Here is an 11,206-nt window from a genome sequence, read left to right as displayed (position 1 = left end):
AACTGGAGATGAAAGTTTAATTGGAGCATTTGCAGGTTTAGGTATTTTAAGTATTGCTAGTATGTTAGTTTGTTATAAACGTAAAGAAGATTAGTATTATAAAGGAACTGAGGTATTAACATTTAATGTTAATATTCTTCAGTTCTTTTTATTACTAAAATTTTATTCTAATTTAATAAAAGATTAGTAAATTTTTACCAAAAAACCTTAAAAAATTACATATAAATAATATAATACAAGTTATATACTTATTAGTATAAGAGAAAATATAATCAAAAGGAGGATAGTGATTATGAAAAAGGGGAAGGTATTATCCCTTATCTTATCAGCATTGATGGTAGGGACTATTATTCCAGCAAATAATAGTCTTGTAGCAGCTGCTTCTGATCTTACAGTAGCGGATTCTGTTAAAGCGGATGTTAATAAGATAAAATTCACTCATAAAGAGTGGACCGGAACTGATTATGAAGATGTAGATGGTAATCAAGTAACTGGTGAAGATGTTTTTGGAATTAACCGCGAAGATGCTACTACTAGTTTAATTCCATATCAGAATGTTTCAGCTGCTGCAAATGCAGTATGGGACTATAATGCTCGAACAGAATCTGAGTATTTCGAGCTATTAACTGGAGAAGGAAAAAAATGGGATTTAAATGTTGTTCAAAATCAAGAACAAGCTCAAAGATATATGGGTAAAGAAGATGGTTTTATGAGCAAAAATTTTGATCCTGATAAAGCAGATGGTTGGAAAAGCGTTGAACTTCCTAAAAGTTGGACAAGAGATGATTTTGATTTTTCTATTTATACAAATACACAAATGCCTTGGCAATCAAAATATGATCAAAATGTAGCTGCACCAAACGCTCCAACTAATTATAATCCTGTTGGGTTATATCGTAAGACATTTAATATTGATGATAAGATGTTAAATAATGGGAAACGAGTTTATATTAATTTCCAAGGAGTTGAATCAGCTTATTATGTATATGTTAATGGAAAAGAAGTAGGGTATAGTGAAGATACGTTTAGCCCACATCGTTTTGATATTACAGATTATTTAGAAAATGGTGAAAACTTACTTGCTGTAAAAGTACATAAGTTTTGTGATGGTACGTGGTTTGAAGACCAAGATATGATTTATGATGGTGGTATTTTCCGTGACGTTTATTTGACGAGTGCACCATTAGTACAAATAAATGACTATACAGTACGTACTGATTTAGATTCTAAATATGAAAATGCAGTTTTAGATCTTTCTGTAGATGTTCGCAATCTATCATCAATAATTCAAAATAACTGGAGTATTGATGTTAAAGCGTTGGATCAAAGTGGTATTAATATTTTAGGTGAAACTAATATTCCAGTAACTTCGGTTGATTCAACTAAAACTGAAACATTTGATATAAAGAAAAATGTTGTAAATCCTAAGTTATGGTCAGCAGAAAATCCTAATTTGTATGCTTTGGTTTTAACATTAAAAGATGCTTCAGGAAATGTTATTGAAACATTGTCTACACAATTAGGATTTAGAGAAATAGAATTTACTTCTACTCAAGTAGATAGTAATTATAATGTAACAACAACTAAGTGGGAACCAACTAAAATTAATGGACAGAGACTGCTTTTAAAAGGAGCTAATCGTCATGATACTGATCCTTTTTATGGAAAAGCAGTACCACAAAAAACAACAAAAGAAGATGTTATTTTAATGAAACAAAATAACTTAAATGCAGTTAGAACATCTCATTATAGTAATGATGATTACTTTTATTGGTTGTGTAATTCTTATGGATTATACATGATTGGCGAAACAAATCTTGAGAGTCATGCAATTATGGGTAACAATGATGCTAAAGGATTATTCTATGAACTTGCAATGGATCGTACTGTAACATCATATGAAAGATTGAAAAATAACCCAGCAATAGTTATTTGGTCAATTGGAAACGAAATGGTTTATACGTCAGATCCAAATACTTCTAATGGAATGTTCCGTGATATGATTTGGTATTTTAAAAATATTGATCCAACTAGACCTGTTCACAGTGAAGGACAAAATGATAGCATGGGGACAGATATGGGAAGTAATATGTACCCAAGTGTAGATACTGTTTGGTCAAGAGCAGGAGAAGGAAGAATTCCTTATGTACTTTGTGAATATGCACATGGTATGGGAAATTCAATTGGAAATTTAAAGGAATATTGGGATGCGATTAGAAGTTCTGATAATATGTTGGGAGCGTTTGTTTGGGATTGGGTAGACCAATCAAGAGCAGTTGATTTAGATGAACTAGGCTCATCTTATGAGGTGACTGATAAAACAGGTATTACTGGTGAAGCAATTGGGAAAGAAGAAAATTGGATCAATGATGCTGGAGAAGAAAGCTATAATGGTGGGAAATCTTTCAGTGGTTATACAGTAATGGATAATAATGATAAATACAATACAGTATTATCAGGTAGTGGGAAATCTTTTACATTTGAAGTAATGGTAAAACCTGCATCGAAATCTCAAAATAGTGTATTCCTTTCAAAAGGAGATACTCAGGTTGCTTTAAAAACAAAAAGTTCTGGTAGCGGTTTGGAATTCTTTGTATACAACAATAATAGTTGGAAGAGCGCTTCATGTGACTTCCCTGACAATTGGGAGAATAATTGGCATCAAGTGGTTGGAGTATATGATCGAGGTGCGATTAAAATTTATGTAGATGGCATAGAAATGGCTTCTAACTCAGTTTCTGATAGTATTGCTGCTACAATTAATCCAATTGGAGTTGGTTATGATAATACAAACGGTCGAAGAGTTGATGGCGAAATTTCAATTGCTCGTATTTATAATAAAGCTCTTACAAACGAAGAGATTAATGGTCAGAGAAATATAGAACCAGCTATTTCATCAAAAGATGATAGTATTGTTCTTTGGTTAGATTATGCAGATGAACATAAAGCAGCTACTGTCAATGGTTGGGATTATTATGGTGAAAATAAAACACATACTAATCTTTATAAAGATGAAATCAATGGTAAATTCTATGGTTATGGTGGTGACTGGGGCGATGTACCTAATGACGACAGTTTCTGTGAAAATGGTTTATTAAGCCCTGATAGAAATCCACAACCAGAATTGATGGAAGTAAAATATCAATATCAAAACTTCTGGTTTAGTGGAGATATAGCAGATTTAGATAGTCGCAATATAAAGGTTTATAATGAAAGTAACTTTACAAATTTAAATGAATATAATGTAACTTGGCAATTACTTGAAAATGGTCAAGAAATTGATAAAGGTATAGTAGAAAATATTGATGTAGCGCCTCAAACAACTGGAAAGATTAGTGTACCATTTGAGATGCCAAAAACAATTGCTAAAGGTAGTGAATACTATTTAAATATTTCTGTAGCATTAAAGGAAGATACTAAATGGGCAGAAAAAGGAGCAGAAATGTCATGGGGACAAATTTCTGTACCAGTAACAGTTGAACAGGCAGTACCTGTAATTAGTGATAAAGATGTAACAGTAGAAGAGAATGATAGCAATTGGCAAATAACAGGTAAAGATTTTGATTTTGCAATTGATAAATCTACTGGTACAATGAAGAATTATACTTATAAAGGTGAAGTAATGGTAACTGAAGGTCCTACACCTAACTTTTGGAGAGGGTTAGTTGAAAACGATAAAACAGCGTTTGATTGGAATTGGGCAAATGCTGCTAAAACAATTAATGTAGAAAAAATTGAAACATCAACTAATGAAGATGGTCAAAATGTAATTACAGCTAATATTAGTTTTCCAAATGCAGGAAATACAAAAGAAACAATCATCTACACTATTAATGGTGAAGGAGAAGTAACTATTAAAATGTCAGTTGATGCTACTGCTAGTGGAATGGGTAATTTCTTAAGAGTTGGCTCTATGATGACACTTCCAGAAGGATATGAAGATGTTACATGGTATGGAAATGGTCCAGTAGAAACATTTAATGATCGAAAGACTAATGGTCGTCAAGGAATTTGGGCAAATACAGTAACTGATTTCTTCTATCCATATTTAAAAGTAGATGATTCAGGTAATTTAACAGATGTAAAATGGATTTCAGTTAATAACAAAGATACTGCTAATACATTATTAGTAGCAGCAACAGATACAGTAGAAGCTAGTACTCTACACTATACACCAGATGATTTAAATTCTACAGATCATGTATATGGACTTACTCCAAGGGATGAAACAATCTTAAGTGTAAATTATAGTTCACTTGGAACTGGTGGAGCTACTTGTGGTCCAGGACCATTATCTGCATATCAGCTTCCAGCAAATAAAGTATATGAATGGGAATTTACTATGATTCCTGTAGCTGGAAATGTTGAAACTAATGATTTAACAGATAAGGCAAAAATGTATCATACCGTAGACTCTTTTAATAGAGAAGAATATGATAAAGAAAAAGCGGCTGAATTAATCAAGAGAATAGACTCATTTGTAGTATATGATTACAGTCAGTTAACTCAAATAGAAGAGTTGATGGATGATGTTAATGCAATGACTGAATCACAAGCTGAAATAGTAAATAAAGATAAAGATAGAAGTAGTCTTGTAAAACAATATTTAGATGAAGTTAAAGCATTAAAAGATAAAGAAACGTATATTAAAGATTCAAGTAATAACCAATTAGAAATACCATATAATAAGACAGCAAAATTTGAAAGAAATAATGAAACTATTGTAATGAATGGTCAATTAGCAATTCCATTTGCTGATGTTATGGATCCTGTTTTAAGCAATAAGAACTCATTTACAATTGAGGTAAATGTAACCCCAACAGGAACACCACAATATAATATGTTTGCTGGAAAAGGCGATAATGCCTTTGCTCTTCGCTCACGAGGAGATAGTTATGTTGATTTCCATATCTATGCAGGAGGTTCTTGGCGTAGTATAGAATGTGCAATGCCTCAAGAATTGAAGAATAATTGGATAAATAAAGAACATCAAATAGTAGGTCAATATGATGCACAAAATAATAAAATCGCATTATTTGTTGATGGTAAGTTATTAGCCCAAAAAGAAATAGGAACAACAGAGGGTGTAGCTCCTTCAAATTATGATTTAACAATCGGAGCATGTCCTTCAACAGGAAGAACTTCACAAGCTGATTTTACTAATGTTCGTGTCTATAATAAAGCTTTAAGTGAAGCAGAAATAGATGGACAATATAGTGATGAACCTGCTATTAAAGCTGATAATGAAGTTGTATCATTATGGGTTGAGTTTGCAAATATTGAACATAAGGATAAAGAAAATATTTCTAAAGTTAAAATTAATCCTTCAAAAGTAGCTATTGAAGTTGGAAAATCAGAAATACTTAATTTGATTAGTGATAAAGAAAATGTAAAAGTAACTAAAGCAGATTGGATTATTACTGATGAAGAGGGATTTGAAACAGATTTAGCAAATGTGATAGTTGATCAATCTAATTTATCAAAAGTTACAGTAGCAATAAATAAAAATGTTACACCGGGAACAAAATTACTCCTTAAAGTTGCTAATGTTAATGGTGATAGTAATCTTAATGCAGAAGCAGTAATAGTTGTAGCAGATAAAGCAGAAGCATTAACGATCAATGATTCTAGTAACTCTAAACTTGATACAAAATTACCAGATACAGCAAAATTTGTAATTGGAGAAGCTGATAAAATCAGTGCTCTTAAAGGATACTTCTCTGTTGATGATAGTGAAAGAGTTATTAATAATGTAATTTCTGGAAATAATCCATTTACTGTATCATCTAGAGTATATGTACCATCATCATGTAAAGAGATGACAGGTGTAACTGAAAATCATGAAAAACATACTATGATAGCAAGTACTGGTGATAATTCATTTGCATATCGTATCTATCATAACAGCAATCAAAATTATACTACTATTGATGCATACATTAGTAATGGAACAAGTTGGGATCAAATATCTTCACAGGTATTAGAAAATAATTTCTTTGATAAATGGCATACTATCTCAGTATCATATAATGGAACAGATTTACAATTATATGTAGACGATGATGTATATAATTTAGATGGGGATAAAAAAGTAAATGCTATTAATAAAAGCAATGAACAGTTTGCTATAGGTCATGAACCACAAAAAACAACTAGAAAATCTGAATTAACATATGAACAAGTTCGAGTATTTAATGAAGCACTAACAATTGATCAAATTAATCAGGCAAATATTGCAAATGCTAATAATGTAGTACTTTGGTTAGACTTTGATAGTGAGTTAGATAATACATTAGCTACTCCTGCAGATAAATTAAATCTTCAGTTTGTAGTTGAAGAATTCGATGGATTAAAAGCTGATGATTATTTAGTATCTAGCTGGAATGTTTTTAACAATGTTTTACAGTCAGCAAAAGAAATGATTACTACTGATAAGATAACAAAAGATGAACTTAAAAATGCAGAAAAAGAATTAAGAGATTCATATGCAGGATTAGTATATACAAAAGAATTAAAAGATATTATTATAAAAACATCTGATATTGAAAAAGAAAAAGATAAGTATACAAAAGATTCATACAATAAATTTGAAGAAAAATTAGAATTAGCTAAATCAATATTAGAAAAAGAAAATACTACACAAGCACAAGTAGATCAGGTTGCAGTTGAATTACAAAAGGCTATCGATAGTTTAGTTTTAGCAGATACTACAGATACTAGTAAGCTAGCTTTACAAATTGCTATTGAATTAGCTAATAAAATTACTGAAGAAGAACTAGAAAAAGTAGTACCAGCAGTAGCTGATGAATTTAAAGCAGCATTAGAAAATGCTAAAAATGTATTTGATAATGCAAAGGCAACACAAGAAGAAGTAGATAATGCATTTAATAAACTTGCTAAAGCTATGCAGATGTTAGAATTCTACAAGGGTGATAAAGCTATGTTACAAGCATTTGTAGATAAAACTATAGCATTAGATAGTAATTTATATACTAAATCAACATGGCAAGAGTTTGTTTTAGCATTAAACAATGCACAAGATACATTATTAAATGAAAATGCAATGCAGCAAGAAGTAGATGAAACTTTCAATAAATTAGTTAATGCTTTCTTGAATTTAAGATTAAAACCTAATAAAGATTTATTAAATGATTTAATTAATCAGGCTGAGGGGTTAAATAAGGTTAATTATAGTAAGGCATCATGGAAAGCAGTGCAAATTGCATTATCCAATGCAAAAGCTGTTATGACAAATGAAGAAGCAACATTAAATGAAGTAAAAAGTGCTAAAGAAGCTTTAATAAATGCACTATCTAATCTAGTAGAAGATACAAATAATTCTGTAGATAATAATATAGATCAATCTGTAAGTCCTATAAAACCTAATGTTACCAATGGAAAAAAAGGAGCTGTAAAAACTGGTGATACAATTAATCTGGTATCTGGTTTAGGAATCCTTACTTCATTAGGTGTTGCAATCTACCTTTCAAAAAAGAGAAAAGAAGATTAATAAATATTTTTACTAAGATTATACAGATATTAATACTTCATTTCTGATATCTTAATATAAGCTAATATTATTTAAAATAATGAAAGTTAGATTATTATAAAGTGGTATGTATAGAATTATATAAATAAAAATGTAATGAAGTATAGTGTGATTTAATTAAGAATACTCAGTTGTTTGATAATTTAATATATTCTTTTATGATGAATCGTTAAAATGATTGATTGTAGTACGAAACGAAATGACAAGGTCAAAAATTGACCTTGTCATTTTATATTGGTAATATAGGTATTTGTTTATTCTATTTTTGAATTTATTGTTAGTTATAAGTTGGTTAAGTATCGTTGACTAATCATTAATAAAACTTTTTCTATTTCTTTGGAAGAATAGCTAAAAAGGCAATTTATTTTTCCTTATAACATTGATTCAAATAGAGAACAAAATAAATGGTGAGGTTAAGCCATACTATATAGTTTATTTTACACTCTTGAAAAATTTATTAAATAAAAGAAGTGATTTCTAAAGTGTAAAGAATTAGATTTTAATATCTTCCCTTAAATTATACTCATGGAATATTTTCTGTTATCAATTATTGACAATCATTATTAATAAATGATTTTGCAATATAACACGTTATCTTATATAATTATTAATATATAAACATATATGTGAACAAGGTGTTTGCTGGCTTGATTTTATAAATAATGGGAGGCAGTATATGAAGAAAATAATATCAAAATTTGGCAGTATTTTTGTCCCGCTTATTTTATGTGTGGCAGTAATATTTACATCATTTATGTCACTTGATTTAATTGATGATCTACAAGGAAATGCGAGGGTAATTAATTACATTGGAATAGTTCGAGGTGCTACTCAAAGGCTGATAAAAAAAGAATTAAATCATGTTCCTGATGATAAACTTATTGAACATTTGGATAAGATTTTGTATGGTCTTTCTAATGGCAGTAGTGAGTTAGATTTAATAAAACTTGAAAGTAATAAATTTCAGGAATTACTTTCAAAAATGAAAAATGACTGGAGCGATATTAAAATTCAGATATATGATTATAGGGAGAATAAATCAAATCAGATATTATATGAATTAAGTGAAGAATATTTTGAATTGGCAAATGATACTGTATTTACAGCGGAAGAGTATACTGAACATACTGTTCAACATGCAAAAACAACTTTAATAATAGTCAATTTAATATTTGTGATAATGGCTATTGGATGCGTAGTTTTTACATTTTATCAAGAAAAACGTCGCAAAAAACTAATTGAAGCTGAAAATGAAAATATAAAAAAGAGTAAGCAATTATCAAGACGGGCGCATGAATTATTAGCTCCAATGAATGAAATATCAGAAATGATGTATGTATCTGATATAGAAAATTATGAATTATTATTTGTTAATGAAGCTGGTAAGAATACATTTAATATCGATATGAGTCAGCAAAATTTAAAATGTTACAAAGTCATACAGGGACTTGATGAACCATGTTCTTTTTGTACAAATAAATTATTAAAAATGAATGAAACATATTCTTGGGAATATACTAATCCTTTATTAGAAAAACATTATCTATTGAAAGATAGATTGATTGAATGGGATGGACGTATTGCAAGAATGGAGATAGCTTTTGATATTACTGATGCTAATAATGAAAAAGAGGAATTGATGAAAAGATTAGAAAGAGATGAAATTCGTCTTGCGTGTGTAAGAGAACTTTATAATAATCGAGATATTGAATTAGCAATAAATAGGGTTTTAAGGCTAGTAGGAGAATTATTTTCAGCAGAAAGAGCTTATATTTTTGAATTTCATGGAGATTATTATACTAATATTGCTGAGTGGTGTAAAGAAGGCGTTTCTCCAGAGATTGATAATTTACAGAATATACCAATAGATGATTATCAGGAGTGGTTAGATGATTTAGATAAATATAAAAAAGTTGTTATTAATAATGTTGAGGATCTTAAAGATACTTTTCCGATTGGTTATGAATTACTTTCACAGCAAAAAATACGAAATATAATATGGGTACCTTTAATGAAAAAAGGAAAGGTAAATGGATCACTAGGACTTGATAACCAAGATGTTGATTTAGCTGAAATTGCAGTTCCGTTCCTGCAAACTATTCAGTATTTTTTAAGCCTTGCTATACAAAGAAATGAAGATGAAAAGATGCTGTATGAAATGAGTCAAATAGATAAATTAACATCTTTTTATAATAGAAACCGTTTTATTCATGATATATCTGAATTTGAAAGTTATAAGAATTCTATAGGAGTTGTTTATTTAGATGTTAATGGTTTAAAAGAAATTAATGACTCCTTTGGACATGATGCAGGAGATGAATTAATAAAAGAATGTTCGAATATCATGAGTAGAAGAAAAATATCGAAATATCTTTATCGTATAGGTGGAGATGAATTTGTAATTATATTTCTGGATCTTCCTGAAGAAAAGTTTTACGACTATGTACAACTATTAAAAACTGATTTCATGAATAGTCAGTGTCGAATTGCCATAGGTTTTAAATGGACTGAAGATAGTAAAGATATTCAAAAAATTATAAAAAATGCTGATGAGCTGATGTATGATGATAAAAAGAAATTTTATCAAGGACATCATCCTACAAATAGATATAGACATAATAACGAGATGCTAAAATTTTTAGCAGATCCAGATTTATTAAAGAAAAAATTAAATAATAATGATTTTAAAGTTTATTTACAGCCAAAAATAGCAGTAAAAGATCATACACTAGCAGGTGCCGAAGCATTGATTCGCTATCAAGATGAAACGGGACAAATAATAACACCAGATAAATTTATTCCTGTTTTAGAAGATACATATTTTGTTAGTAAAGTGGATTATTTTGTATTTGAAGAGGTTTGTAAAAATCTATGTATTTGGATCAAAGAAGGAAACACTATTACTATTTCATGTAATTTTTCAAGAGTAACTTTTATGGATGAAAATTTTGTGAAGAGGATAGGGGCTATTAGCGATAAATATAATATACCTAGAAAATTCCTTGAAATAGAAATTACTGAAGGGGCTAACTATACAAATTTTGATACACTTATTGTTAGAATAAAGGAAATCAGAAAATCAGGATATAAAGTGGCAATGGATGATTTTGGTGTAGAAAGTTCAAATTTAGCACTTTTATCAATTGTTGAATTAGATGTGTTGAAAATAGATAAGGGATTTGTAAGAGATATTACATCAAATAAAAGGTCTCAAATAATAGTAGATGCAATAACAAATATGTGTAATGGTATGGATATCCAACTAATTGCAGAAGGTGTAGAAAATGAGCAGCAGTTAGATACTTTAATTAAATATGGTGTAAAGATAGTACAGGGATACATGTTCAGTAAACCTATTTCAGTAACTGATTTTGAAAATAACTATTTAAAGCAATAGCTTTTTACTTTATTAGATAGAATATTTTATCTATATTATATGAAGTAAGTTGTTGAATTGTTTTTAATGGGCTTATCAACACAACTTCTCTCTTAGGAAAACTGTAACATTCTATTTTTAATTACTATTATTGTTAAAATAGACTTATATAGAGTAAAAGTGGTGTGAGAGGTCGAAAATAAATGAGAAATCATTTATTTTCTCCTATTGTGAAACAAAAACCACGTGCTATGCGCGTGGTAACAATAAAGCTTTAGCGT

General features: G+C 29.4%; 2 protein-coding genes. Both read left to right on the top strand.

The window, feature by feature from the left end; all coding sequences use genetic code 11:
- Positions 1 to 292 precede the first annotated feature (292 nt).
- Entirely contained in the window at positions 293 to 7,510 is a 7,218-nt protein-coding gene (locus tag ACLR9T_RS12605) for a glycoside hydrolase family 2 TIM barrel-domain containing protein (RefSeq protein ID WP_413109858.1), read from the top strand.
- A gap of 715 nt (positions 7,511 to 8,225) precedes the next feature.
- On the top strand, positions 8,226 to 10,946 hold the full coding sequence (locus ACLR9T_RS12600) for an EAL domain-containing protein (protein ID WP_413109857.1): 2,721 nt from the start codon (positions 8,226 to 8,228) through the stop codon (positions 10,944 to 10,946).
- Positions 10,947 to 11,206 lie beyond the last annotated feature (260 nt).

Origin of the sequence: Thomasclavelia sp. (assembly GCF_047249845.1) — a bacterium.
Lineage (GTDB): Bacteria > Bacillota_I > Bacilli_A > Erysipelotrichales > Coprobacillaceae > Thomasclavelia.
The sequence above is the reverse complement of the archived record's forward strand: the minus strand, read 5'-3'. Positions and strand labels throughout refer to the sequence as shown.